We start from the raw sequence: 25700 nt of genomic DNA on the forward strand, positions 1-25700 counted from the left end.
TTTAAAGTGTTTGTAATTATCTGATAGCAACAGGTTTGGTATAAAGAAAGTCTGGGGTGAACTTGATCATAAGGTATCCCCACGTGGCTGTCTTATTGTAGGTAGCAGCGGCAACGTCTGTAGTAGCCTGTGCTTTTGCAAACGGCATACTGTCTGTAGCTTTCATTACTGAGTACCCCAACTCTATGTTGGTAAACTTGTTCATCGTATAGCTCAACTGTAAGTCAATCTCTTTACCCAGGTTTTTACCAATCACGCTGCCATCAGCTTTTTTCATATCCTTATTTAGCGCAAATGAATGCAGATCTGCACCTATCGCAAATGTGTTGGTGGCATATTTAACCTTAAAGTACGCGTTGTTTAAGCCACCCGCCGGAGAGCCCGTGCCTGCATACAAGTAATCCATATATCCCCAAAACTTGTGTGGTGTACCATATAGCGGATCAAAACGGTTGTCTTTGCCCGAAGGGCTAACTGCGTTATTACCTGATAAAACATCATAACCCGGTGTAAAGCTTAGGTTGCCTTTTTGATAAGTTACAGCGGCTGTATAGTGGTATGCATCTAAAGCCACATTATCACGACTTTTGCCATCCTGACGGTAGTAGGCGGCCTGTATAGCTATTTTGCCGAAACCCGACGCGTTACCAATGGTATGATTAACCATTAAACCGTAAGTGTATCTGTTAACTGAAGAATAATCATAAGTATCAGTCAAACCGGTTCTTACAAAACGGCGCCCGTATACATAACCCGTAGCGGCGGTACCTACAGAATCTAAGCGGTACTTGCCGAAACTATCGCTAAACAACAGTGCCGAAAATTTTGTCTGATCTATCTTTTTGCTGATGTATAAGCTTGTAAAGGATTTGTATTGCTGTGTAGCCCCGTTGGTACCTGGCGGGTTTGCAAAAACCGGCGTACCCGTTTTTGCACTATTATTGGCGGCACTGCCACCTACAGCCAACGGAAGCATACCGACCGGAGTAGGTACTAACGTGCCTAAAGAATTTTTTACTGTCGCCGGCAAGTTTGCCGGCACATAGTCTGTATTGGTTAAGCCAAAAGCATCGTTGTTTTGGTTATAGGCATAACCTAAGTCAACCTGCCAGCCGTGGTGCATCAATTTTAGCAATGCCATGTCGTGGCGGCGGCCTTGTTGCAACCAATCAAGGTTACCAATTAATCGGGCATCATCATAAACAAGTTCCTGGCGGCCTATTTTAAATGACAGTTGATCAACCCATTTAAAACCGATGGTCGTATCGGCTTTGTTGGCCAGCGTAAGCTCGGCCCAACCTTCGTGCAGGAACATTCTGTTATCAGTTGCCGATACAGAAGATGCATCCGCGCCCCACACGCGTACATCTTGTAAACTGGCACCAACCGTCAGCCTGTCCCATTTATAACCAAAAATTAATCTTGTTCGTTGCGATACAAATCCGGCATTTTTGGAGTCCTTTAATACAAGGTTACCAACTCCGTTTCTTGATTCTGCCCGTGGCCTTATCTGGGCGTTTAGTGTCATTTGCGCAGCGGCTTCATAGGCCGAAAAGCAGGCAAAAATTACAATTGTTGTAAAAATTGTGCATCGTTTAAGTAGGTTTTTATACATTTGCTAAGTTTTTAGTTTGTGAAAGCGATAAAACTGTTAATTGCTCTGTTTGGGAATGCGACCTCCCGGCAGGGCTTTTTTTTATGGTGTGGTGGGGCTTATTCTAATGCAATTCCAACATAAACACGTCCGTCGGCAACCTTTACAGGGTAAGTTTTTATTTGATAATCATCGCCGCTAAGGCACTCGCCGCTTAAAAGCGAAAATGTTTTTTTGTGAAAAGGACAAGCGATCTTAGGTTCGCAGTCTTCACCGGCGCTACCTATCATGCCGCGCGACAAGGCCATTTGCTGTTTATGCGGACAAAGGTTCTGGGTAGCATACCACTCATTGCGGCGCGCAAAATTGTAAATGGCAATTTGCTCATCGCCATGTTTCATGCAAACCCCGCCATTTTCAGGAACATCATCAATGTAGCAGGCCGGGATCCAATTAATTGCTGTTAGTGTTTCCATGTTTGTTTGTTTTTGCTTATTTAAATATGTCATGCTGAACTTGTTTCAGCACCCCACAAGCATTGCGGTGTGCTTGTCCTGCGGGGTCCCGAAACTAGTCGGGATGACGTTTTGCATTTATTTTATTACCAATTGGCTTTTACCTGTCCGCGCATTTCCTCAAACTTTACGCTCGGATCTTTTTGAGCGGGCTCGTTAACAAAGTGTGAGAATTTTTTACGTAGCTCCGGGTTTTCAACCACTTCTTTCCACTCGCAGTGGTAAGTGTTTACCAATAGCTGCATTTCGCTTTCCAACTGCTCGCAAATACCCAGGCTATCATTTATTACTACATTTTTTAAGTAGCTCATGCCGCCCTCCATTTTATTAAGCCAGGTAGCGGTACGGGTCAGCGGATCAGCAGTTTTGATGTAGAACATTAAAAACCTATCAAGGTATTTAACCAATGTATCTTTGTCAATATCAGTTGCTAATATTTGCGCGTGCTGCGGTTTAGATCCGCCGTTGCCGCATACATACAGGTTCCAGCCTTTTTCTGTAGCGATGATGCCGAAATCTTTCGACTGCGCCTCGGCACATTCCCTAATACATCCGCTTACACCACCTTTAATTTTGTGCGGTGCGCGGATGCCTTTGTACCTGTCCTCCACTTCTATGGCGAATGATACGCTATCATGCAATCCAAATCGACACCAAGTACTGCCAACACAGCTTTTTACTGTACGCAGGGCTTTGCCATAAGCATGCCCGCTTTCAAAGCCGGCATCTATCAGTTCCTCCCATATTAATGGCAGATCGCTAACGTGCGCGCCGAATAAGTCAATACGTTGGCCACCGGTTATTTTGGTGTACAGGTTATACTTTTTAGCAACCTGCCCTATCACTATCAATTTATCTGGCGTGATCTCGCCACCCGGAATACGTGGTACTACCGAGTAAGTACCGCCTTTTTGGATATTGGCCAGGTAACGGTCGTTACTATCCTGTATGGTAGATTGTTTTACTATTACCTCGTTCCAAAGGCTTGAAAGAATGCTTGCTACCAACGGCTTACAGGTTTCGCAGCCATCGCCTTTACCAAAATGATCAAGCACCAGATCGTAATTTTTTATCTGGTTCATTTTTACCAGATCATACAACTCCTGGCGCGAGTAATCAAAGTGCTCACAAATAGTGTTCTTAATGTAAGCCCCGTTTGCTTTCAGTGTACCGTTTACCAGATCTTTCACCATTGGCATACAACCGCCGCAACCCGTTCCTGCCTTGGTGCATTTTTTTATGCCATCAACAGTGGTAATACCCAGGTCTGTTACCGATGAACAAATTGCTCCTTTAGTTACGGCCTCGCATGAGCATATAAGGGCATCATCCGGCAAGCTCATCACGCCTGCTCCCTCACTTTCTGCACCACCCCTTGATCCTAATATCAAATCTTCAGGATTTGGCGGAAGCACCAGTTTGTTGTTTACTGTTTGCAGCAACATGTTGTATGCATCGGCATCGCCAATTAAAATACCGCCTAACAGGTACTTGCCATCAGTAGTAATATTAATGCGTTTGTAGATGCCTTTATGGGTGTCTTCAAAAACTATGGTGCGGCAATCTGGCTCAGTAATAAAAGCATCGCCAAAGCTGGCTACATCAACACCAATTAGTTTTAGCTTGGTGCTCATGTCATAGCTATAAAACAGTTTGCTGCCGCCAGTTAATTGCGATACTACAATATCGGCCATTTCATAGCCGGGGGCTACCAGGCCATATATCATACCTTCATATAATGCACATTCACCAATAGCGAAGATACTTTCGTCACTTGTTTGCATTTTGGCATCAACCAAAAAACCACCCCGGGTGCCAACATGCAAACCGGCCAATTTAGCCAATTCATCGCGTGGGCGGATACCTGCTGATATTACCAGCATATCAATTGGCAGTTCACTACCGTTGTTAAAATTTAATGACTCTGCTTTATGCTCCCCGCCTATATATGATGTGCTTTTATTGAGGTGTATGTTAAGGCCCAGCTCTTTTAATTTTGATTGCAGCATGGCGCTTCCTGCTGAGTCGATCTGCCTTGGCATAAGGCGCGGGGCAAACTCAATTACATGTGTGTTTTCAATGCCCAGGTCAATTAGCGCCTTAGCCGCTTCTAAACCTAAAAGACCGCCACCCATTACGGCACCGGTCTTTGCATTAGTAGCATATGCTTTAATAAGGTCAAGGTCTTCAATAGTACGATAAACAAATACCCCGTCCTTTTCTATTCCCGGGATATCTGGTACAAAGGCCGATGAGCCAGTTGCCAACACTAAATAATCGTATTTTATAGTAATGCCCGAAAGCGAATGAACTGTTTTATTTGTACGGTTTATTTCCTGTACCGGATCAGCAAGATGCAGTGTAATATCATTGTCAGCATACCATGAGCCGGAAGACATCGAAAGTTCCTCGGCAGACTTTCCATTAAAATATTCGCTTAGATGAACGCGGTCATATGCAGGCCGTGGCTCTTCTCCAAATACTACAATATTGAAGTTTGATGATTTTTTTACAAGTTTTTCGCAGAACTTGTAACCAACCATGCCATTTCCGATCACTACAACTGTTGTTTTTTCCATATTCTTAAACTTTTTTATGACCAAAACAATAAAAAGTGGCTTATTATCGTGTTTGCTTAGCAATTTTATATAAAAAAAATCACATTTACAATTTTTGTATAACTTTAATCACATTTTTGGCATATTATTTATATACATAATGGCATTTTTGCTGATTTTAAACATACATTTGTTAATTATTTTACAGCAAAACACAACAAACACAAATTTTATAATAATTTAACAAGCGTAAACTGATATTTTTTTAACAAATTAATAAAAATCATGAAAAACGTATCAAGAAAACCTTTTAATACGTTTTAAAATAAGATACACAATAAATTAATAGAAAAATCCACCTTAATAAGTAAATACTTTGAAAAATAAGGGCCGTAACCGACACGTAATATGAAAATCAGGATAAAAGGGAACTCAATTCGATACAGACTGAGCAAAACAGATGTATATCAGTTTATAAAAACGGGATATTTAGACGAAACAGTTGATTTTGGCCCACAGAAACTAATCTACGCGCTAAAAAAATATGATAAACCTACGCTTAGCGCAGATTTTGAGCGAAATACTATAGTATTATATATGCCGGAGCACATGGCAATGGAATGGGAGGCATCAGAAAAGGTTGGCTTTAGCGGATATCATAATAAGCTATCCCTTTTAATAGAAAAAGACTTTCAATGCCTGGATAATGCTGTAGAAGATCAAACCGATAATTACCCCAACCCGGCTTTAACTTGCTAAAAAAATGTTAAAAGGGCCGTTTGTAACGACCCTCTTGCAATTAATCGCCGGCACCAATAATACCGCCGGTGTCCCGCGGTTCGGGTTCAATATCCATTCCATCTCTATTTGTAGCTGCCTCTGCCTGCGATTGATTGCCAAGGTCGGGGTGATTCTCTTTAACATCGGGCTCGTTAGCATGCCCACCAAAATCTTCCGCCTCTTTAGGGCTTTTTAAATAATCAGGATGTTTATCCTGCACTTCCGGGTGATTTGATTTTTTCGCTTCCATAACGTGTAATATTATATATATAATACCGCTAAAAACAATCAAAGTTTTACGTCATCAGCGTTATTACACCAAATTTATATTGGCATTATATTGGCTTATTGGTTATTAAGTATGTGTACTTATGAAAACTTTAAATAACACCATTGGCGGCTTCGCAGGCGCGGCCGCGTTAAATATTGTCCATCAAACTGCAAAACAGTTTATTGATAAAGCACCCCGTGTTGATCTGATTGGCGAGCAGGCATTAAACAAAGGCTTAAAAGGCATTGGCGCTAAGCCCCTAACAGGAAACACATTGTTTTTAAGCACGCTTGCAGCCGATATAATAAACAACGCTGCATATTATAGTATGATAGGTTGGGGCCGCAAAAAAAATTTACTTATTAAAGGCGCCGCCTTCGGGCTGGCCGCCGGAATAGGTGCGTTGACATTGACCAAACCACTTGGTTTAAATGACAGACCGGTAAATAAAAGCACTGAAACGAAATTGTTAACGGTAAGCTATTATTTATTAGGAGGCATTGTTGCGGCATTAACAATAAAGGCGCTAACGAAAAAAGTTGCCACGGTGCAGATCTCGCCTAAATTTGATGAGGAGATAGAAGTGATAGGAAACTCCTGACCGTTAATTTAATTGTCTGTATCGGCATAATAAGTTAACTCCTCTTCTTCTCTGGTTATTGCTAACGTTTTATCCTGAATCAAGAAATCGCGCAGGTTGGTAAGTTTATCTGTTACAATCAGGTCAACACCGCAATCAAGCAGTTGCCGCCACGTTGTATGTTTATCCGGCGACGACCATAATCTAACTCTCGCTCCATACCTGTGCGCATCCTCCACATAGTTACGTAGCCTAACCTCATCTCTTTGTGAAAATGTACCATCTTTTTTACAACGCAACAGTTTAGAAAACTTGCAACTTGCCATGCTAAATAAGCCGGTAGAAGTATCCCGAGTTATTCTGCGTAAATCTTCGTCAATAAATGCCAGGCGATCAGGATCATTTTTTAGTTGTTTGTAGGGCTTATTACCTGAAAGTACAATTCTTAGCGGACCAGCCTGCCATTGCCCATTACGATAGCCGGATAAATAATTGCGATATTTTTCCAATAATGGCTTGAGTAACTTATAGCTTTTATCCGGATCAGATTTTATATCTATCATAAGGGTAAGAGGTTCTATAAAACCGGTATAAATTTCCACATTTTTACCTGCGATATGGTTGGCCAAAGGAGCAAGATATAAATCTTCCAGTGTACGCCGGTGGTGTATTTGAGGCAACACGTGGGTAACAACTAACTTGCCTTTAAATGTATAAACATCTGCTTCTATATTAACATAGCCATTCCTTAAGGCATCAAAAAGAGGCTTTTTATGTTGATAATCATTATGTGCGAAAGCGTTAAGTAAGGGCAGATCCTGCGCGATACACAATAGCGGCAAAGAAAAAAACAAGGCAATAACACCTCGTACCAGGCAAAAACAACGGTTCATCAATGGGTTAATTAGGACCGGTATATTACAAATATTTTACCAATCGATGACATTCCCAAAACTGTTTTTTTAAATATTTAAATTTAAGTGGCCCGCATTTAGGTTTTAATCAAAAAGCCTTCGGATGTAACCGAAGGCTTTTGATGTATTTTTAAAACTAAACGTGCAATTTAATTTTCAGACGTATTCATAAACACAAACTGATTATCAAACATATCCAGTTTTATTTTGCTGTCTTTGTCTACTTTGCCTGCGAGTATTTGTTTAGATAACTCGTTCAACACACGTTTTTGTATTACACGCTTTAGTGGCCTTGCACCAAATTGCGGATCGTAACCTAACTGTGCCAGCCAGTCCAAAGCTTCTTCTGATGCTTCTATGCTGATGCCCATTTCGGCCAGTGTTTGCTGTACGTGCTTAAATTGCAGTTTAACAATATCGCTTATCTCGTCGCGGTTAAGCGGCGTAAACATAATTATCTCGTCAATACGGTTTAAAAACTCGGGCCGTATAGTTTTACGCAGCAGCTCAAACAAGTCACTCTTTGTTTTGGCGATGATGGCATCACGGTCGCCCTCCTCTAAAAACTGGAAGTTTTCCTGAATTATATTTGAGCCTATGTTAGATGTCATAATGATAATGGTGTTCTTAAAGTTTACTAAACGGCCTTTGTTATCCGTTAAGCGGCCATCATCCAGTACCTGCAGCAATATGTTAAACACATCGGGGTGCGCTTTTTCTATCTCATCCAGCAAAATAACGCTGTAAGGTTTTCTGCGCACGGCTTCGGTTAACTGTCCGCCTTCGTCGTAACCCACATACCCCGGAGGCGCACCTATCAGCCTTGATACGGCATGGCGTTCCTGGTATTCGCTCATATCAATACGCACCATGGCGCCTTCATCGTTAAACAGATACTCGGCCAAGGCTTTGGCTAACTCTGTTTTACCAACACCGGTTGTTCCAAGGAAGATAAAGGAGCCTATTGGTTTCCGCTTATCCTGCAAACCCGCGCGGCTACGACGGATGGCATCGCTAATAGCCTCAATAGCTTCGTCTTGCCCCGCTACGCGTTTGTGCAACTCATCTTCCAGGCTAAGCAATTTCTCACGCTCGCTCTGTATCATTTTAGAAACAGGGATACCCGTCCACCTGGAAACCACACCTGCAATATCATCCGCAGTAACTTCTTCTTTCAGCATGCGGCTCTCGCTTTGGTTTGCCTGTAAAGCTTCCTTAAGTTTCTCAACCTCTTCCTGCGCTTCGCGGATCTTTCCATAACGCAGTTCGGCTACTTTACCGTAATCGCCTGCGCGTTCGGCCTGCTCTGCTTCCAGTTTATAGTTTTCAATCTGCTCAACTTTTAAGTTAATACCATCAACCGCATCTTTTTCACCTTGCCACTTGGCGCGTAAAGAATCCCGCTCAGAAGAAAGATTTGCAATTTCCTCGCTTAGCTCGGCAACTCTCTTATCGTCTTTTTCTCTTTTAATAGCTTCGCGTTCAATTTCCAATTGCATAATGCGGCGCTGTAACTCGTCAACCACCTCGGGTACAGAGTCCATCTCAATGCGTAGTTTTGATGCAGCTTCATCCATCAGGTCAATAGCCTTATCCGGTAAAAACCTGTCAGATATATATCGCTGCGACATTTCAACGGCGGCAATAATGGCCTCGTCTTTAATCCGCACCTTGTGGTGCGACTCATAGCGTTCCTTTAATCCTCTTAATATAGAAATGGCGTCGGCCGTATCCGGCTCATCTACCAACACCATCTGGAACCGGCGTTCAAGGGCTTTATCCTTCTCAACATATTTTTGATACTCATTGAGCGTTGTAGCGCCAATGGCCCTTAATTCGCCGCGTGCAAGGGCGGGCTTTAAAATATTGGCCGCGTCCATAGCGCCCTCGCCCCCACCTGCACCTACCAGTGTGTGTATTTCGTCAATAAATAATACTATCTCGCCATCGGCCTGGGTAACTTCTTTAATAACTGCCTTTAAGCGTTCTTCAAACTCACCTTTATATTTGGCGCCTGCTATAAGCGCCCCCATATCCAACGAGTATACAGTTTTGCTTTTCAAGCTCTCGGGTACATCGCCCTTAATAATACGGAACGCAATGCCCTCTGCAATTGCTGTTTTACCCACGCCGGGCTCACCAACCAAAATAGGGTTGTTCTTTGTACGACGGGAGAGAATTTGAATAGTACGACGAATCTCCTCGTCCCTACCAATAACGGGATCCAATTTGCCGGATTCGGCATATTCATTCAGATTTCGAGCATATTTATTCAAAGCATTAAAAGTTGCCTCGGCGTTTTGATCTGTAACCTTGTTATCGCCACGTAGGCCTACAATAGCTTTTTTCAGATCTTTTTCGTTTACGCCGGCGTCTTTAAGAGCCGTGCTTACCTTATCGCTTACAGACAAAATACCCAATAATATATGCTCAACGGATACAAACTCATCTTTAAACTCTTTAAGATAAGATTGTGCCTTTTGCAAAGCAGAGTTTGCGCCAGATGATAAGTAAACATCGCTTCCGCTCACTTTAGCGAACGATTCTATCTGCTTATCAAGTATTGTATTTAACCGGTTAAGGTTTACGTTTAATTTTTTTAGTAAGTACGATATTACATTCTCATCAACCAATAATAAGCCTTTTAACAAATGTGCTGTTTCAATGGCCTGCTGTTGGTTGCCAACAGTAATTTCGGATGCCTTTTGCACGGCTTCCTGCGCTTTTATGGTGAAGTTGTTAAAATTCATGGTTAAATAATTTCAGTGTCACTACCTCAAAACGCTTGCCATTAGCAAGGGTCTGAAAAAATGTCATTCAATTTGAATAACTTACGCCTTTTTGACAACACAAGTAAATACAATTCCTTAAAGTAAATAAGTATGTAACTAAAAGGAAAAACATTAACCTTCAATTTAAAAACAAGTTGTCAATTTTTAAAAAGTCGCTCATTTTTTTATTTTTGATAAACCCAAGCACCCCCTGATAATTGGATACCCATTATTTTAGAAGTTTACCCGGGCGATACCGGGCGGCGTTCCGCAATTATTATACGCTGCAAAATCTGATGTCTATACGCAATAGCAGTATTGTTTTTTTACTGTTAAACTTTGCGCTACGGATACTTATTTCGGTTTTGCCTGCAAATATTACCAAAGCTCAGAATTTCCCCGAGTTTAACTTTACCAACTGGCTTTATATTATAGTTACGCCGGTTTTTTGTTTAATAAGCGAGTTGCTGTTACGGCGGATAAGAAAAACCAAAAAGGCAAGCACAAGCATGCTCCTTTTTATTTTTATATTTTCTTTTTACCTGATACTTGCCGGCATGTACTCTGCTTTTATAGTTACTGCAGAACCGCGAAATGCGCTGACAATTTATCTGATAGCATTGTGTGTGGTAAGCGTAATGTGCGTTCTTGAATATGATGAAGTTATAGTGATAATGATACTCAGCGAGGCTGTGTTTACGGGGTTGTTGTTTATGACTGGTGCAGATACCACAAGCATGTTGTATGATCAGCTTATTTCTATCATACTGCTGTCGGGGTTTTACCTTATCTCCCGTTACTTTTACTCGTACAAGGCCAGCTATTATTTACAGATAATAGAGATACGAAACAAAAACATGGAGATAGAGAAAGCTGCGGTGTTTAAAAACCAGGTTTTAGGTATGGTGGCGCATGACCTGCGAAACCCTATAGCAGCTGTTGAATCATTAGCCATGATGATGGAGTTAGATGATGACCTGAGCGAAGATACCCTGGACAGCGTTAGCATGATAAAGGCATCGTGTGTAAAGGCTCGTAGTATTATCTCAGATCTGCTTGAGGCTGCAAAAAACGAAAACCTTACCAATATTGAGCTGCAAAAAACCGAGATGAACCAATGGCTGAAGGGCATTATTAATATGTGGAAGATACAGAAGGATCTTAAAAACAACGTAGTGCTTTTAAGCGGGGCAAACGCTGTACATACCAATATTAATAACGAGAAATTTCAACGCGTGTTGGATAACCTCATCAGCAATGCCATGAAATTCTCTAAAGAGAAAGATAACATTGAACTACATTTGGAACAAAAAGGCAACAAAGTTATTGTTAAAATAAAAGACCACGGGCTGGGTATTCCTGCGGATATGCTGCCCCATATTTTTGAACGTTTCTCAAAAGCAGGCCGTACAGGTTTAAAAGGCGAACAATCAACCGGGCTGGGCCTCAGTATTGTAAAACAGATAGTAGAAAGCCACAAAGGCACTATTAGAGTAGAAAGCGAGGAGGGTAAAGGAACAACATTTGTTATTGAACTGCCTTCCGCAGGCTGAGGTTAATATTTATCCGGATAAAAAACATCTAAAAAGTAAAAACAATACAAATAGTTAAAAACCTACAATTTTTACCAAACCTGCTTTTTTAGCTTTGGAGCTTTACTAAAATCTTCCATAATATGCTAAAACACATTACCTCTAAAGTTTTAATTTATCCTATCGTCTTTTTTATTGCCGCGGTAGTTACGCCCGCCAAAGTGGCCGCTCAACAAACGCAGGCATACCCAAAAGTAACCGGTTTTTTCGCCATCGTTAATCCTATAGGCTCTTTCTCGAATGGTGGCTTCCATAGCAACCTTTCTGGCGCGTATACCGTTGGTTTTCCATTTGGTGTCAATATTTTAAAAAGTGAAAGCTTTGGTGTGAGCTTTGAGTTTGTGCCCTACGTACGCACCGAGAACCATGTAGCCAAGGTAAATTCCGTGCTATTTCATCCAGGTGCGGTCTTTAGGTTTAAGCACGGCTTTAATTTAATTGGTCGCCTGGCCTTTGAAAGTAGCGGACGCTTTGGCGTAACACCGGTGGTTAACCAGATTATAAAAAAAGGCAAGGATGCCAGTTTGTTTATGTCAGTGCCTTTTCCGGTACGCTTTGGTAATGGGTTACCTACCTCTGTAGGAGCAGCCATACAGGTAGGAGTATCTTTTTAAGGAGCTTTACTGACTTCTTTTTATTGCTAACTTACTTTGGCCCGCCCCCACCAGCCCTTCCATATCCGCGCCCTGCACGTTTACGGTATAAGTTCCGGTTTTATCGGCAGTATAAAAACTTACTGACGCTTTACCGTTAGCGCCTGTAATTACGTTAGGAGCCCAAAATAGAGTTTGGCGGGTATCAACGCCAGGGTCGCTCTTCTTTATGGAGTATCGCGGTGAATAAAACTCTTTTCTGGATGCAAAAACAGGGGGACGGAAAATATAAGTGCCGGGCACTTTTTTGGTAAAACCGGTGCCGGAATATGTGGTGAGTTCGATGAATGCATATTTCCAAAAAAGTGAACCAAAAGGCAGATAATGCTCGGTGTAAGGAATTTGATTTTTACCAGATGTCATTACCTCTATACCTTTTGCATCGTCTGCGTCCATATATTCTAATATCTGCCTTAAACCAAACCCTGGCCCCATGAAAGCACTGCCCTCTATACCGTCAATTATCAACACAACGGATTTGTTATCAATGCTGTAAAAAGCATCCGTGCCATATTCCCTGACCCTGAAGCCAGGTATGTTTTTTTTGAAAAGATCCAGCAAACTCATCTTTGGTTGCCCCTTTATATCAGCTGTATTTAGCGCAAAATCCGCTTCGCCGGGGTCAACCAAGCTTTTTGAGTCTTTAATTATTTTTTTTGCTTTTATGTGAGCCTCCTGAAGCTGGCGGCCAGTTATTTTTGCATCTTCTTCCCTATACAATTGTTTTAACCGCAAAGCGTTTAGCCTGGATGTATCTATATTTACATACAACGGAATAAGGCGTTGTTGATTTTCCGCAAAAACAGGGGGAACAAAATCGTCTACTTCTATACCCACATTAAAAGACTTCCCTCTTTTATTTCTGGCTTGCAGGTTATAAGCAACCGTATCAAACGGAATAAGGCCGGTAAAAGAAAACTCTCCTGCGGCATTTGTAATAGTATCTGCCACAATTAAAGGCTTTAAAGAGATCAGAATGATATTACTTTTTTCAATTGGCGTGTTAAAAATGTTAGTCACCCTTCCACTTACTGCAAATTCAGGTTCGGCTTTATAGGCGGGTGGCCTTTGTTTAGGTGTAAAAACGTCGGCCCACTTGTAATTTACCCAACCCTGCGTAAGTAATAAAACATCAAGCGCGGCGGCTTTGGCTGTAGAATCTCCTTTTGTAAAATACCAGCCCGGATTTTCTATCTCACCTTTCAGTTCATCGGCCAGCAGTAATTTGGCAGGCATGCTAGGTAAAGTTGTCGAGTCTAACTTTACCTGCGCATCATCTGTAACCAATAGTGAGAAGCTCCCCTGTACAGGCGCACCATCTTTATCTGTTGCAATAATATCAAGGCTTACACTATCGCGATTGTTGTAAGCAGTTTTTGAAGCGACTACGCCAAGTTTGATCTCGTCATGATGATCAATGAATATTATTCGTTCTGCCAAAGGTGTACGCGCCTGCGAAAGCAGCGTAAAGCGTGCCACACCTGTAGGAAAGGCTGAACGATGAACGCTAAATAGCCTTTGGCCTTTGCCCGCTTTTATTAGGGCACCATAACGAACCCTGTTATTTGATTGCCCTATCAGGTAAAAAATCCCATCTGTTTGCTGTATGTCCGATGTAAAGTTAACGACAATGATTATCGAGTCTCCATTTATTTTATTGCTGACACTCAGTGCCAAGCCTGTATCTTTTGCCTTGGGCAGTGCAAAACTGAGTTGCTTTTGTTTATAGTTAACCCTGGCAATATAAGTTTGGCTGGCATCGGGCTTTAGTTCAAACACGCCCATGCCCAGATGCATCGACTTAAGATCAGCTACTTTTTGATGTGCGTCATTGTAAACACCTCCTTCTATATCAACACCTTTACCGTCTTCGTTTATGGCCTTAAAAGCTACCTTGTTAAGCATTCCAGTTATCAGGCTGCCGCCTTCGGGCATAAATTGCAGGTCGGTTTTCTCGTCACGGTTTATTATTACCGGCACATTAAACGTCACTTCCTTCTCTTTCTTTGTCTTTTTTGTAAGACTGATATTAATGTCCCTCGCATTTACTTTATCAGGTAAATTAAAATCAAAAGCCAAAGTACCATCAGCACCGGTTGTCATCTCGGTTCTGTACAACGTGCGCCGGCCGGCTGTTATCCGCACCTTTAATTCTTCGGCAAACATTTTGTGCCCCTCGTTGGTCGTGAATGCCAGATCCGTTTTTACATTATTTATTCCTTCATTATCGTTTAGCTCAAAGCGCGAGTTGATCATCCAGTCTTCATCCAGCGGTGCTTCAATGGTAAACTGCCTGCTGAATATATAGTGCTCATCAAAATTGCGCATCCAGTTGGTATAGGCCCGTAAGGTGTAAGTCCCTTCGGGAAAACGATTTTCAACAAGGGGAATACTGCCCCAACCTACCCCTACGGTAAGTAGTACAGTATTGCGGTTAACTACCCTATTATTGGCGTCCTCAATTTCTATATACATCAACCCGCTATTATTTGATGCGCCAAGGCTTGCCGCGTCAAATACATAGGCTTTGAACCAAATGGTATCTTCTTTATTGTAGTTCTGTTTATCGGTTTGGATAAAGATCTTATCTGGTGTATGAGCGGTGTTGTATGCCGAGATAGCATTTATTTCCTGTTGCACGGAGCGTATAGACTGGCTTTGTGCTGCTAGACACAACATCAGCAGCATCACCAAAAAAGAAAAATTACGGACAGGCATTGTTACAATAGGTTATAAAGGTTGTTTAAATATAAACACATTATATAACTAATGCAATAGTTAAAGTTTTAGTGCTTCCGCATCAGGCTTTTTGTTGTGTAAGTTTGTTGCAAATGTTGTATATATTCTTGCAACACCGTGTTTTTTAAGAAAAGGGAATGTCTTACAACTTTATCAAAGCCTGGTAAAGCTTCTCGGTAGGCAGCCCTACCACATTGGTGTACGAGCCATTGATTTTTACAATACCCGTAACCCCTACCCACTCCTGTATGCCGTATGAGCCGGCTTTGTCCATGGGCTTGTATTTATTTACATAATGCCGTATCTCCTCATCGCTCATATGGCGAAAAGTAACATCAGATACATCAAAAAAACTGTGGTATTCCTGTTTGTAAAACAAACAAACACCGGTAATTACCTGGTGTGTATTGCCGGATAGTAGGTTGAGCATTTCAACAGCATGTTCTTCATTATCTGGCTTGCCCAATATCTTATCGCCTATGCTTACTATGGTATCGGCAGTAAGCACTACTTCGTCAGTGACCATTTCATCAAAGGCCTCGGCTTTCTTTTTGGCTATATAAACAGCGATTTCTTCAGGCGACAGGCCGTCGGGATAAGACTCATCCACATCTTTAAGCACAATGCGGAAATCAAGATCCATTAATGTTAACAGCTCCTGCCTGCGCGGAGATTTGGATGCGAGGATGATCTTTTTGTTCATAGTTGTAATTGGTTCATAGTTCATGGTTCATAGTTCATGGAAGGTAATGGCTATGAACCATCAACTATGAACCAAAGGCTACCAGCTATATGATTCTTCGGTCATCCACTTGCCCTGTACCTTAAGCACTTTTTCAATCACATCGCGTACACAGCCCCGGCCACCGGGTTGCGGCGATACGTACAAGCTTACCTCTTTAATTTCTTCGGCAGCATCGGCCGGGCAAGTGGGCAGGCCCACCAGCATCATGGCGCCCAGATCAGGGATGTCATCACCCATATATAACACATTGGAGCCGATAACATGCTTTTCCTCCATATATAGTTTCATCTTATCAACTTTCCGGTTTGCGCCTACATACACATCCTTTATACCCAAGCTATTTAAGCGGATAATAGCTATTTTAGACCTGCTGCCGGATATGGCGCAAACATTATAACCGCATTTAACGGCCAGTTGCAATGCATATCCATCTTTAATGTTAAAGGCACGGGCCTGCTCGCCGGTATCAGTTATCAAAACAGAACCATCAGTTAATACGCCATCCACATCAAAAACAAATGTGGTAATATCTTTAAGCTTGGATAGAAATGATTCCATTTTTGAGTTTGCAGTTTTGAGTTTGCAGTGGGCAGTTAAATTTGATTATTTTAAGACGGGCAGGCACTGCCAATTGAAAACTGCCAACTGAAATTATTGGTTATCGCGCCACTCGTACACCCAAGCCGATTGGATCTGCTCAAGATGCCCCTCTGTTGATTGCTCGCGGGTACCGGCAAAATTAGGGAGTGAAAGCACCCACTCTAACAATTCTGTAAACCGGATGCGGTATATTTTTGATTCGTTAAAATCATCGCCAAACTTTTCGTAAAGGCTCATGGCAATATCTTCGTGATCGTTCCAGTGTATAGGTAAAGAAAATTTATCGTCTTTCATGTTATGCTGTATACAAACTTATTAATGCCCTAAAAACTGCGATTGATTGGGCAGCGTAACTTCAATATCGCCATCAATAACCACGCTTTGGCAACCTAAACGCGAGTTAATTCGCGGATTAACGGCCCTGTCAATAAAATCCTCTTCCTTGTCAGATATTTCCTGGATGTTATCCATCCCCTTATTAATATAAACATGGCAGGTACTGCACCCGCATACGCCGCCACAGTTATGCTGCAGCTCAATATCATTGTCCAGGCAAACATCAAGTACCGACTCGCCTTCGGCTATAGGTAACTCAACTGATTCGTGACCAGCTTCCTCAAAGTTTATCTTTAATTTAAAAACATTCATTTGGGCAAAAGTAACAAAATTACTTATCGCCGTGTCGTGTAAAATCCATTTTGATAATACCCTGACTTAACATTGTGTATATCTGCTGTAAATGAGGTGTTTCAGCAAGTAGTTTTAAGTGGCTATCCATAGTACCGGCATCATTACGCACCGCCGGCCCGGTTTGCACCTGTGCAGGCAAGCGTTCCTGCACCTTTTGGGCGGTCTCTGATATAAGCGGGCGCAATAATTCAAAATCAAGTCCCTTGGCATCCAGCAGTTGTCTTGCTACCTCGTACAAATAATTAGGGAAATTGCAGGCAAAAACCGCTGCCAGGTGTAGTGTTTTACGCTGCCCGCTATCAACACGGTAAATATTATTACTGATGCTTTGCGCAAGGTCCTCTATTTGTTTGATTATCCCTTCATGAGCCCCTTCAATACACAAAGGCACCTGCCTAAAGTTTACTTCTTTGACCTTACTAAAGGTTTGCAATGGATATAGTACGCCTGCCTTATCAGTAAAAGCCAATAAAGAATACATATCAGTAGCGCCTGATGTATGTAGTATCAGTTTATCATACTTTGCCAATTGTTCGGCAACCAAACCTATTACATCGTCTTTAACAGCAATAATAAAAACATCAGTTTCATTACTGATGTGTTGCAGATCATCAACAGGCTCGGCTTTTACATGGTAAGCCAGCAATGCGGCGTGATGTATATCACGACTGTACACCTGCACAATGTTATGCCCCGCGTTTTTTAACGCGGCCGCCATGTGTGTGGCAACATTGCCGGAACCGATGATAGTTATGCGCATTATTTAGCCGCCGGATACCAATCCCTCAGTCTTACATCAATACTCTTATCGCCGGTATTTACCAGGTTTTTAAAAGTATTAACATCTTGTCCGCGGTAGTGGTACGGGTAAACAGCTTTTGGTTTAAAAGCCAGTACGGCTTGTGCTGCTTCGTTCACATCCATGGTATAAGGCAGGTTCATACAAACAAAAGCGATGTCAATATTTTTTAGCGACTTCATTTCAGGAGTACCCGCTGTATCGCCTGAGATATAAACATTTTTACCGCCTATGGTTATTACATACCCGTTGCCACGGCCTTTAGTATGCATATTAGCGTTACTTGCTCCAGGCAGATTGTACATAGGCACAGCAGTAATAACAATATCGCCTTGGGTGGTTTTTTGGTCGTTATTCAGGACAACCACTTTTGCCTTGTCAATAGTAACAGGTAACTTTTCTGCAACCGCCTGGGGCACTACCAGTGTTGTTTTTGCAGTGTTGATAGCTTCAATTGTTTTGGTATCAAAGTGGTCACCATGAATATCGGTCAGCAATATTATATCAGCCGTGCCCAACCCTGTAAAAGCAGTGGCACCGCCTGTTGGGTCAACATAAATATTTTTACCCTGATAGCTCAATACTAAAGTGGCATGGGTTATGGGCTGGATGGTCAATTCGCCGCCTTTAACCTTTTCATGGTCGGCAGTGGTTTTTTGGGCCTTTGCTGTTAATAAGCCTGCGGCTAATAATAGAGTAAGCGTAAATTTTATTTTCATGGTGTATGTTTTAAATTTTAACAGGATAAAATTACGGCTATTATGCTACTACCCGGACAAATTTTAATGTAATTTGTTTGTATATTAGCATATCAATGCAAAAACAGGAGAAAGAACATATTGAACCAGAAATGACCGAAGCCGAAATTGAACGGTTAAAAAGGGATATTTACAGGCCGGATATGGAGAAATTCAGACTTTTTACACAGATGCTTCGTAGGAATGCTGCTTTAAAGAAGGCTGTAATACGTCATAAATAAATGGATATCTTAGACGATGAACTGTTGCGCTTTTGGCGCAACCTTAACCATCATAAAGTAAACTATATTATGGTTGGCGGTTTTGCTACCCGCTTTCATGGCTTTAATCGTAATACCGAAGATTTGGACCTTTGGTTGCAAGACACACTACAAAACCGTAAAAATTTAAGACACAGTTTTATTGATTTGGGTTATGGTGATTTTCCATCACTTGAAACTATGGAATTTATTCCCGGCTGGACAAGTTTTTATTTAGGCAATTCCATTGACATTGATATAATGACCAGCATGAAAGGCATAGACTATTCATTCAATGAAAGTTTGGCAATGGCATCTACAGCCGATCTGGATGGTATCGTTGTCCCTTTTTTACATATAAATCAGCTCATCTCCAATAAAAAAGCCGTGAACAGGCCAAAAGACCAAATAGACGTGCTGGAACTGGAAAAGATAAAGAAGTTAAGAGAAGATAAATAAACTGAGGTAATTAATAAATTACAATGATAAAAAAAATTTGGAATAAGCTATTTTCAAAAGGCAGTCAGGAATCAAAAGACAACTATATTGTTGCCCAGCTAAACGATAAAATAATGCCTATTGACCGGGGCGAAGTTTATGAAGACCCTTTAGACGGGCTTTTAAAACAAAAATTTTATGGAGAGGTAAGCGGCGGAGGTACGCAATTAGAGTCAAATAATGAAGTATCCTATTGTGATGTTGAAATTCGTTTGAACATAAATCCGTCTACAGAAATGATTAATGAAATCATATCAAAATTAGAATCGTTAGGTGCGCCAAAGGGGTCAAAACTGATTATTGAAAACAGTGGTGAAAAAATCCCATTCGGCAAATTAGAAGGCCTTGCGATTTATCTCGATGGTGTAAATCTTTCTGATGAAGTTTATAAAAATTCAGACACAGAGGCAATTGATAAAAAGATCAAAAATTTAACCGGCATACAAACTGATGTTATAAGATATTGGCAGGGTAATACTGAAACTGGCTTATATTTTTATGGCGAATCATTTACAGATATGAATAATTCCATAACCGAATTTGTAAATTCTGATCCTGAATGTGAAAACGCTCGTATAGTTCAAGTGGCTTAACACTTAAGCCTACAGGTATTCATTTTTTCTAACTTTTATACAAAAAATACTAATATTTTTAGCAATTTTACATCGTTAAAATTATTAGTGTTTATGCCCTTCCCCAACAAAGCCCTCATCAACAGGCTGCAAAAAGATATTTTGCAATGGGAAGGCTACAGGCCGCCCGAAGCGGGTAAGCATAAAGCTATAGGCCTTGGCCCCATTGAAGCAGCTTTCCCTAACGGGGTTTTTCCGGTTGGTGCGGTGCACGAGATGGTTTGCGCTAATACCGAGCAGGCTACTGCCGGGGGCGCGTTAATAAGCGGCTTACTAACTAATTTAATGCAGCAGGGCGGCGTTTGCCTTTGGATAGGCTTATCCGGTAACCTCTATCCATCGGCTTTAAAAACTTTCGGGGTTAGTCCGGAACGGGTGATTTTTGTAAATCTGCTGAACGACCGCGATGTATTATGGGCCATGGAAGAAGCCCTTAAATGCCCGGGACTGGTAATGGCCGTTGCCGAAGTACGCGAACTCAATTTTAAGCAATCGCGGCGTTTGCAGTTAGCGGTTGAGCAAAGCCGGGTAACGGGCTTTATTCTTCGTAATCAATCAAAAAAATTAAGCGCTACAGCCTGCGCCGCGCGCTGGCAGGTAACACCCCTGCCCAGCCAAATTATTAATGATCTGCCGGGATTGGGTTTTCCGCGTTGGCGGGTTGACCTCCTGCGGGTACGTAATGGGCGAGGGGGCAGTTGGGAAGTGGAATGGGCCAATGGGAAGTTTGTGGTTGTTGAAAAAATGCTTGCTGAACAGCAAATTACACAATTTGATAAATTACAGGCGTGAGGCATGCAAAAACGGTATATGTCCATATGGTTCAGGCATTTATTGACCGACTGGCAGGCGCTCCGCCAGCCTGAGCTAAAGGATGTGCCATTTGTTTTTGCCGCCCCGCTTCGTAACCGCATTATTGTAACTGCCGCCAATAATTTAGCCGAGGCTGAAGGGGTTTATGCAGGCATGGCCGCCGCCGATGCTAAGGCCATTGCACCCGGCTTAAAAGTAATTGATAACCCAATAGGCAGACAGGAAAAACTGCTGCGTAAACTGGGCCTTTGGTGCATACGCTATACGCCTGTTGTAGCAACTGATGCACCTGAGGGGCTTATGTTGGATATATCTGGCTGTACCCACCTTTGGGATGATGAACGTGGGTATTTAAAAGAGATAGTTTTAAAACTGCGCGGCAACGGTTATGATGCACGGGCCGCCATAGCCGATACGCCGGGCGCAGCCTGGGCAGTGGCACGCTTTGGCAGGGTTACACCCATCATCGCGCAGCAAAAACAAGCCGAAGCATTAGCAAAACTCCCCCCTGCCGCGCTGCGGTTGGAGGAAGAGGTTTTAGAGCGATTGCAAAAGCTGGGTTTCCGTACAATTGGCAGCTTTATGAATTTGCCCGGCCGTGAATTACGCAAACGTTTTGGTGATGAATTGATAACACGCTTAACACAAGCTTTGGGTTTAACAGATGAGCCGCTTGTACCACTGATACCACCCGTCGCGTATGTTGAACGGCTACCCAGTATGGAACCGATAAAAACAGTTCCCGGAATTGAAATAGCTATACAGCAATTATTAGAAGCTTTATGCATCCGCTTGCAATCAGAAGGTAAGGGAGTGCGGAAAGCCATATTGAAATGTTACCGCATAGATGGTAAAAAGGTGCAGGTAAGCATCAGCACCAATCGGGGTTCGCACAGTGTATCGCACCTGCAAAAGCTTTTTGGCTTGCAGATAGATAAAATTGAACCCGCCTTAGGTATTGAACTTTTTGTAATGGAGCTGCCAAGGGTGGAAGATATGCAGGTAAAGCAGGAAAAAGTATGGGTAAGCCAACCCGACCTGAAAGATGCCGCTTTAGCTGAGCTATTAGATAAGTTGGGTGGTAAAATTGGCGCGGAGCGCATCCATAGGTACCTACCTACAGAAAATTATTGGCCCGAAAGATCTGTAAAAGAGGCCACATCTTTACAGGAAGCGCCCACTACCTTATGGCGCGCCGACAGGCCGCGTCCGCTGCGTTTATTGCGAAAACCAGAGGAACTAATAGTAATGTCGCTGGAACCTGATTATCCCCCCAAACAATTTACCTATAAAGGCAAAAAGCATTTTATTGATAAAGCCGATGGCCCTGAACGTATAGAACGCGAATGGTGGCGCGATGAAGGGCAACACCGGGATTATTACGCGGTAGAAGACACTGAGGGGCGGCGGTACTGGCTATTCAGATCAGGGCATTACGATAGTGAGGATACGAGATGGTTTATTCATGGATTTTTTGCTTAGGGGCAATGAGGACAATTACTTCAAATATTGAAAGCCAGAGCGGTGGCCTGTGCGATTCCCCTCTTGAGAGGGGTGTAGGGGTGTGTTATGTGAGCAGCTTAACACATCCCCGCCGCAGCCGCACATTCCGACGCGCGCCCTCTCAAGAGAGGAGTTCTGCTGGCATTTATCAAACACCCACACACCCATGATAAATTACGCCGAACTACAAACAACCAGCAACTTCTCTTTTATGCGGGGCGGTTCGCATCCCGAAGAGTTGGCGGAATATGCCGCTCAATTAGGGTATAACCACATTGCCATAACCGATCATAACAGTATGGCTGGTGTGGTGCGTGCACACATCGCCATAAAGGCAAACAATAGCAATCCTGAAAAAAATAGCATCAATCTTATTCCCGCCTGCCGTTTAGACCTGCTGGACGGCCCCAGTTTGCTGGCCTACCCTACTGATATTAAAGCCTGGAGCCGTTTATGTGGCCTGCTTACCCTGGGTAATCTGCGTACCGAAAAAGGTAAATGCGAACTGTATAAGCAGGATGTTTTTGATCATTCAGAAGGGATAAAATTTATGGTGATCCCACCGGATACCTTAAACGCTTATTTTGATTTTGATGATGATTTTAAAGCGCATTTAACTCAATATAAAGCCGCTTTAGGGCCGCAATTATATATAGCGGCAAGCCGATCATACAGTGGCGATGATGCCAAGCGCTTTCATCGTTTGGCGCAAACCAGGGTGCCTATGGTAGCTACGGGCAATGTACATTATCATGCTCCTTATCGGCGCGAGTTGCAGGATATTGAGACCTGCGTACGCGAAAAATGCACTATTTACAACGCCGGGTTTAAATTACACGCCAATGCCGAGCGCTACTTAAAGCCGCTGGATGAACTGGAGCGCCTGTTTCGGCAATATCCTGATGCGCTGGCCCGCACCATGGAAATTGCCAATGCCTGCAATTTCTCTTTAGATGAACTGAAATACCTGGAACCAGAATGGATAAGCCCCGATGGGCGCACGGCGGATGAGCATTTAGCAGAGTATACCTGGACGGGTGCCAAAAAAATGTTGGGCGATAGTATTACTCCCGAAATTATTGAACAGATCCATTTTGAGCTCGATTTTTTTAAGAAAAGAGCCTTGGCCCCTTATTTTCTGCGGATCTATGAGTACACGCAAAAAGCAGAAGAATTGGGCATTTTGCATCAGGGGCGCGGCTCGGCAGCTAACTGTACGGTGTGTTTCTGTTTGGGGATAACGCCTGTTAATCCAACCAAATCTCGTTTATTATTTTCTCGTTTTATGTCTGATTCGCGCGAGGAATGGCCCGATGTAGATTGCGATTTTGAGCACGAGCGCCGTGAAGAGATCATCCAATGGATCTACCAAACTTACGGGCGCGAACATGCCGGCATTGTAGCTACCGTAACCCAGCAAAGGCATAAAGGCGCATTGCGCGATGTGGGGAAGGCCATGGGTCTATCAGAAGATACCATTAAACGTTTGGGCGGGGCGATATGGGATTTTTCGGAAGAGGCTTTCGATCGGGAACGCATCATCGGGCAGGGACTCAATCCTGATGATCCGCTGTTAAAAAAAGCGCTCGATTTGACCATGCAAATGCGAGGTTTTCCGCGGCAATTAGGGCAGCATACCGGTGGCTTTGTTATTATGCGCTGCAAACTGTCAGACCTTTGCCCGGTAATGAACGCCCGCATGGAAGACCGCACCCAACTGGAATGGAACAAAGACGATTTGGAGGCTTTGGGCATACTCAAAGTGGATGTATTGGCCCTGGGTATGCTTACCTGCATCCGCAAAGCGTTTGATCTGGTTAAACTGCATTACGGGCACAGCCTTACGTTGGAAAACGTCCCCCAGGATGACCCGAGGGTTTATGATATGATATGTAAGGCCGATACACTGGGCGTTTTCCAGATAGAAAGCCGGGCCCAAATGTCAATGCTGCCACGATTGAAGCCGCGTGTATTTTATGATCTGGTGATAGAAGTAGCCATCGTTCGCCCCGGCCCTATACAGGGGGATATGGTGCATCCTTATTTACGCCGGAGGGATGGTATTGACCCGGTAGAATTTCCGTCAAAAGAATTGGAAGAAGTATTGGGGCGAACATTGGGTGTTCCACTTTTTCAGGAGCAGGCCATGGAAATTGCCATGGTAGCTGCCGACTTTACACCCGCCGAGGCCGATCAACTTCGCCGCAGCATGGCTACTTTTAAAGCCAAGGGCCTGGTTAGTGCTTTCCGCGATAAGTTAGTGGCAGGCATGGTAAAAAAAGGTTATGAGCCTGATTTTGCAGCCCGCATTTTTAAACAGTTAGAAGGTTTTGGCAGCTACGGTTTCCCCGAGAGCCATGCGGCGGCATTCGCGCATTTGGTTTATATATCCTGCTGGTTGAAGTATTATTACCCCGATGTTTTTTGTACTTCTTTATTGAACAGCCAGCCGATGGGTTTTTACCAGCCTGCCGAAATTGTTGATGATGCCCGGCAGCATGGCGTAACTGTTCGTCCGGTTGATATTAACCACTCTTATTGGGATAATATCATGGAAGAAAAGCAGGGCGATTATTGCGTTGTGCGTCTCGGCTTCCGGCAAGTAAAAGGCCTGAAGGAAAAAGACATGAAGCTGTTGGTTGATAATCGCGGCAGCGGCTATACCAACCTGATACAGATAAGCGATGCTGGCGTACCAAAAGCCGCTATTGAACGCCTTACAGATGCCGATGCATTCCGTTCTATAGGTTTAGATCGCCGGCAGGCTTTATGGGAAGTACCTGCCATTAACACCAAGCCGGTTGGTTTATTCGCAGGAAAAAAAGACAACAATACTGACCAGTTGCAAATGGAACTCCCCGCCATGAAAGCAGCCGAACATGTGGTGCATGATTTTGCTTTTACGGGTCTCTCGCTCAAAGCTCATCCCGTTAGTTTTATCCGCCGCGAATTGGATCTGCTTCATATAACGCCCACCGGAAAGCTTAAAGAAATGAAGAATGGCGACAGGGTAAAAGTGGCCGGCCTTATTACCATACGCCAACGACCCGGCACGGCAAAGGGTATTGTATTTATTACCATTAAAGACGAGACCGGCTTTTCTAACCTGGTAGTTTGGGAAAAGATCTTTGAAAAATATCGTAAAGAAATATTACAGGCCAAACTATTTATGGTTGAAGGTAAACTACAGATAGAAGGCGATGTAATACACGTGGTAGCCACACGCTGCTTTAACCTTAACAAAATGCTGAACAATCTTACAGCGGTTACTGATGAAGATTTTCCGTTCATCCCATCACGCGGTGATGAAGTTTCGAAGCCTTTCCCTTATGATGCCCGGCAAATACCACCGGAAACAATACCGAAGGATGCGTTTCATAAAGGGAGGAATTTTCATTGATTTGAAACATTCCTTGTCTTGTTCCACCCGCTACATTGTCCGTTTTACCCAACTCT

General features: G+C 42.9%; 23 protein-coding genes. 10 read left to right on the plus strand and 13 right to left on the minus strand.

The window, feature by feature from the left end; genetic code table 11:
• Positions 1-16: 16 nt before the first annotated feature.
• The 3 genes from ACVW2L_RS10330 to nirB form a co-directional block, all read right to left on the minus strand.
• Complete coding sequence (locus ACVW2L_RS10330) at positions 17-1615, minus strand: alginate export family protein (protein WP_457127883.1); 1599 nt, start codon at positions 1613-1615, stop codon at positions 17-19.
• Positions 1616-1713: 98 nt separating this feature from the next.
• A complete protein-coding gene (gene nirD, locus ACVW2L_RS10335) occupies positions 1714-2070 on the minus strand; it encodes a nitrite reductase small subunit NirD (RefSeq protein WP_457127884.1) in 357 nt (118 codons plus the stop codon).
• Positions 2071-2195: 125 nt separating this feature from the next.
• On the minus strand, positions 2196-4688 hold the full coding sequence (gene nirB / locus ACVW2L_RS10340) for a nitrite reductase large subunit NirB (protein ID WP_457127885.1): 2493 nt from the start codon (positions 4686-4688) through the stop codon (positions 2196-2198).
• Positions 4689-5075: 387 nt separating this feature from the next.
• On the opposite strand from nirB, the gene ACVW2L_RS10345 reads away from it, so the two are divergent.
• On the plus strand, positions 5076-5426 hold the full coding sequence (locus tag ACVW2L_RS10345) for a DUF7009 family protein (protein WP_457127886.1): 351 nt from the start codon (positions 5076-5078) through the stop codon (positions 5424-5426).
• 40 nt (positions 5427-5466) lie between these two features.
• Here the strand turns inward: ACVW2L_RS10345 and ACVW2L_RS10350 are convergent, their stop codons facing one another.
• The gene (locus ACVW2L_RS10350) at positions 5467-5697 is read right to left on the minus strand and encodes a hypothetical protein (protein ID WP_457127887.1); all 231 of its coding nucleotides are present in this window, start codon (positions 5695-5697) and stop codon (positions 5467-5469) included.
• A gap of 121 nt (positions 5698-5818) precedes the next feature.
• Here ACVW2L_RS10350 and ACVW2L_RS10355 point away from each other — a divergent pair, with 121 nt between their 5' ends.
• Complete coding sequence (locus ACVW2L_RS10355; protein ID WP_457127888.1) at positions 5819-6319, plus strand: hypothetical protein; 501 nt, start codon at positions 5819-5821, stop codon at positions 6317-6319.
• An 8-nt stretch (positions 6320-6327) separates the two neighbouring features.
• Here ACVW2L_RS10355 and ACVW2L_RS10360 read toward each other — a convergent pair whose 3' ends face one another.
• Entirely contained in the window at positions 6328-7191 is an 864-nt protein-coding gene (locus ACVW2L_RS10360) for a phosphatidylinositol-specific phospholipase C/glycerophosphodiester phosphodiesterase family protein (RefSeq protein WP_457127889.1), read from the minus strand.
• 170 nt (positions 7192-7361) lie between these two features.
• The gene (gene clpB / locus ACVW2L_RS10365) at positions 7362-9962 is read right to left on the minus strand and encodes an ATP-dependent chaperone ClpB (RefSeq protein WP_457127890.1); all 2601 of its coding nucleotides are present in this window, start codon (positions 9960-9962) and stop codon (positions 7362-7364) included.
• A 317-nt stretch (positions 9963-10279) separates the two neighbouring features.
• On the opposite strand from clpB, the gene ACVW2L_RS10370 reads away from it, so the two are divergent.
• Together ACVW2L_RS10370 and ACVW2L_RS10375 are read left to right on the plus strand one after the other, a co-directional pair.
• A complete protein-coding gene (locus ACVW2L_RS10370; protein WP_457127891.1) occupies positions 10280-11536 on the plus strand; it encodes a sensor histidine kinase in 1257 nt (418 codons plus the stop codon).
• A 122-nt stretch (positions 11537-11658) separates the two neighbouring features.
• On the plus strand, positions 11659-12189 hold the full coding sequence (locus tag ACVW2L_RS10375) for a hypothetical protein (RefSeq protein WP_457127892.1): 531 nt from the start codon (positions 11659-11661) through the stop codon (positions 12187-12189).
• 6 nt (positions 12190-12195) lie between these two features.
• On the opposite strand, the gene ACVW2L_RS10380 is transcribed toward ACVW2L_RS10375, so the two are convergent.
• The 7 genes from ACVW2L_RS10380 to ACVW2L_RS10410 all read right to left on the minus strand — a co-directional run bounded on the left by ACVW2L_RS10380 (position 12196) and on the right by ACVW2L_RS10410 (position 18520).
• Positions 12196-14946 (minus strand): hypothetical protein, encoded by a 2751-nt coding sequence (locus ACVW2L_RS10380; RefSeq protein ID WP_457127893.1) that lies wholly within the window; start codon positions 14944-14946, stop codon positions 12196-12198.
• A 163-nt stretch (positions 14947-15109) separates the two neighbouring features.
• Positions 15110-15670: a Maf family nucleotide pyrophosphatase gene (locus ACVW2L_RS10385; RefSeq protein WP_457127894.1), complete on the minus strand. Its 561-nt coding sequence runs from the start codon at positions 15668-15670 to the stop codon at positions 15110-15112.
• A gap of 78 nt (positions 15671-15748) precedes the next feature.
• Complete coding sequence (locus tag ACVW2L_RS10390) at positions 15749-16270, minus strand: KdsC family phosphatase (protein ID WP_457127895.1); 522 nt, start codon at positions 16268-16270, stop codon at positions 15749-15751.
• Between the two features lie 93 nt (positions 16271-16363).
• Positions 16364-16606 (minus strand): Fe-S cluster assembly protein IscX, encoded by a 243-nt coding sequence (iscX, locus tag ACVW2L_RS10395; RefSeq protein WP_457127896.1) that lies wholly within the window; start codon positions 16604-16606, stop codon positions 16364-16366.
• A gap of 21 nt (positions 16607-16627) precedes the next feature.
• On the minus strand, positions 16628-16960 hold the full coding sequence (locus tag ACVW2L_RS10400) for a 2Fe-2S iron-sulfur cluster-binding protein (protein ID WP_457127897.1): 333 nt from the start codon (positions 16958-16960) through the stop codon (positions 16628-16630).
• Between the two features lie 19 nt (positions 16961-16979).
• Complete coding sequence (locus tag ACVW2L_RS10405) at positions 16980-17762, minus strand: Rossmann-like and DUF2520 domain-containing protein (protein WP_457127898.1); 783 nt, start codon at positions 17760-17762, stop codon at positions 16980-16982.
• Positions 17762-18520, minus strand: a complete 759-nt coding sequence (locus ACVW2L_RS10410; protein ID WP_457127899.1) for an MBL fold metallo-hydrolase — start codon at positions 18518-18520, stop codon at positions 17762-17764. Before ACVW2L_RS10410 ends, ACVW2L_RS10405 begins: the two co-directional genes overlap by 1 nt.
• Before the next feature lie 95 nt (positions 18521-18615).
• Between ACVW2L_RS10410 and ACVW2L_RS10415 the strand changes: the two genes are divergently transcribed.
• The 6 genes from ACVW2L_RS10415 to ACVW2L_RS10440 all read left to right on the plus strand — a co-directional run bounded on the left by ACVW2L_RS10415 (position 18616) and on the right by ACVW2L_RS10440 (position 25644).
• Complete coding sequence (locus ACVW2L_RS10415; RefSeq protein ID WP_457127900.1) at positions 18616-18780, plus strand: hypothetical protein; 165 nt, start codon at positions 18616-18618, stop codon at positions 18778-18780.
• Entirely contained in the window at positions 18781-19257 is a 477-nt protein-coding gene (locus ACVW2L_RS10420; RefSeq protein ID WP_457127901.1) for a hypothetical protein, read from the plus strand. It begins immediately after the preceding gene.
• Positions 19258-19280: 23 nt separating this feature from the next.
• Positions 19281-19889: a hypothetical protein gene (locus tag ACVW2L_RS10425; RefSeq protein ID WP_457127902.1), complete on the plus strand. Its 609-nt coding sequence runs from the start codon at positions 19281-19283 to the stop codon at positions 19887-19889.
• 93 nt (positions 19890-19982) lie between these two features.
• Positions 19983-20720, plus strand: a complete 738-nt coding sequence (locus ACVW2L_RS10430; protein ID WP_457127903.1) for an ImuA family protein — start codon at positions 19983-19985, stop codon at positions 20718-20720.
• A 3-nt stretch (positions 20721-20723) separates the two neighbouring features.
• Positions 20724-22223 (plus strand): Y-family DNA polymerase, encoded by a 1500-nt coding sequence (locus ACVW2L_RS10435; protein ID WP_457127904.1) that lies wholly within the window; start codon positions 20724-20726, stop codon positions 22221-22223.
• A gap of 187 nt (positions 22224-22410) precedes the next feature.
• A complete protein-coding gene (locus ACVW2L_RS10440; protein WP_457127905.1) occupies positions 22411-25644 on the plus strand; it encodes an error-prone DNA polymerase in 3234 nt (1077 codons plus the stop codon).
• Positions 25645-25700: the final 56 nt, after the last annotated feature.

This window comes from Mucilaginibacter sp. HD30 (genome assembly GCF_054061755.1).